This is a genomic window from Pseudomonadales bacterium, assembly GCA_013215025.1.
Classification (GTDB): domain Bacteria; phylum Pseudomonadota; class Gammaproteobacteria; order Pseudomonadales; family DT-91; genus DT-91.
The window spans coordinates 1-1,675 of the sequence record JABSRR010000334.1; the positions used below are offsets into that span (position 1 = coordinate 1).

A 1,675-nucleotide genomic window follows, 5' to 3' on the forward strand; every position below is an offset into this window, starting at 1 on the left:
GCCTCCATTGCCTCAAAAGCCTTTCCCTCAAAACAACGAACGGTATCAGCATAACCATTCAAATCAGCATTAGCCTCTAAGCAATCTAAAGCAAAGCTTGAAATATCAACCGCGGTTAAACTCTCCGCCCCGGCGTTTAAACATTGCAGACCCCACGCACCAGCATAGCTGAATACATCTAACACTCGTTTACCTGCAGAAAGCGAGGCAATCTTGGCGCGATTCTCACGATGATCGTAGAACCAGCCGGTTTTCTGGCCTTCCATCACAGGCACTAAGAAGCGAGTACCATTTTCTGAAATTTCAACCCTATCCGGCACGTCACCAAAGACTTGGTTTTCAAGCGCAGCAAAACCCTCTTGTTTACGGCTGGCGCCATCATTTCGAAATAACACGCCGCGAAGAGGCATAATATGCATCAAGATATTGGCGATTTCTTCTGTATAAACAGCCATGCCCAAGCTATTAATTTGCACCACACAAATATCGTTGTAACGATCGATGATCAACCCTGGAAGATAGTCGCCCTCGGCATACACCAGGCGATAGCAGGGCTGGCTAAAAGCTTTTTCGCGCAATGCTAAAGCGCTGACGAGTCTGCCGCGCAGCTGCTTCTTACCAAATGGTGTTTTGCGTGCAACGATACGGCCACAAATCAGCCCATTTGGATTAACTAAGGCATGTGCAAAAACCTTACCCGCACTATTGCAAACCGCGACTTGCTCGCCCTCGGCAAGCTGTTTCAAACTGCTTTTTGCGGCATCTAGCTCATTTGAATAAATCCATAAATGGCCGTTTTTTAGCCGTTTTTCTGCACGCTGAGTAAGGGTAATACTTTGCATTACTGAACCTTCTGCCAAATCATCAATTTATTAAACCGTCTAAAAAAAGAAAGCCCGCGGCTTTACAGCGGCGGGCTAACTATCATCGGTTTATTTACTCGTCAGCTAAAGATGCGCTATAACCATCCGCATCTAGCAGATCGTCTAACTCAGCAAGATCAGACAATTTCAATTTAAAAAACCAACCATCGTTATAAGGGTCGCCATTAATCGTTTCGGGGGCGTCTTCGAGATCTTCGTTAATCGCCACCACTTCGCCAGTCACGGGCGCGTAAATATCTGAGGCGGCTTTGACCGACTCAACTACACCTGCTTCGTCACCGGCATTGATAGTGTCACCGATCTCTGGCAGCTCGACGTAGACAACGTCACCCAAGGCATCTTGCGCATGGTCTGTGATGCCCACAACCACAATATCACCTTCAACACGCGCCCACTCATGGCTGCTAGCGTATTTTAATTCATTTGGTAAGTTGCTCATGATAAATCCCCAAAGCATTTCCAACTTAATAAAGCGGCATTGTAGCTAAGCCACCTGACAACTCAAGGTAAATATACAGCAGCAGCGCATCTAATAGGATTTTTTAACGATTTCTTGCTAAGGTAGCAAGCACGACTCTGCTAATCGCATACCGTAAGGACATTGGCATGCATGACCACTATTTTTTATTTTGCTATATCGGCGCGATTTCGATCATAGTGGCCTTTATCAATCAGCGTTTTTTTGCACTGCAGCCTACCATTGCCGAGACCATCGCTGCGCTAATGATGGCGTTTAGTGCAATTGTGCTTGGCAAGCTTGAACTGTTGCCCGAAAGCATCCATCTTGACCA

Annotated in this window: 3 protein-coding genes; 1 reads left to right on the forward strand and 2 read right to left on the reverse strand. The window is 46.4% G+C overall.

Features of this window, described 5'->3' with window-relative positions:
* Both HRU21_13420 and gcvH read right to left on the reverse strand, forming a co-directional pair.
* On the reverse strand, nt 1–842 hold an 842-nt coding region (locus HRU21_13420; protein ID NRA43283.1), incomplete at its 3' end, for a class I SAM-dependent rRNA methyltransferase.
* Between the two features lie 94 nt (nt 843–936).
* On the reverse strand, nt 937–1,323 hold the full coding sequence (gene gcvH / locus HRU21_13425) for a glycine cleavage system protein GcvH (GenBank protein NRA43284.1): 387 nt from the start codon (nt 1,321–1,323) through the stop codon (nt 937–939).
* Nucleotides 1,324–1,490: 167 nt separating this feature from the next.
* Between gcvH and HRU21_13430 the strand changes: the two genes are divergently transcribed.
* A partial coding sequence (locus HRU21_13430) for a hypothetical protein (protein NRA43285.1) occupies nt 1,491–1,675 on the forward strand: 185 nt, incomplete at its 3' end.

Coding starts and splice junctions, on each gene's coding strand:
- gcvH (NRA43284.1), bottom strand. CDS start 1,323: ATGAGCAACTTACCAAATGAATTAAAATACGCTAGCAGCCATGAGTGG.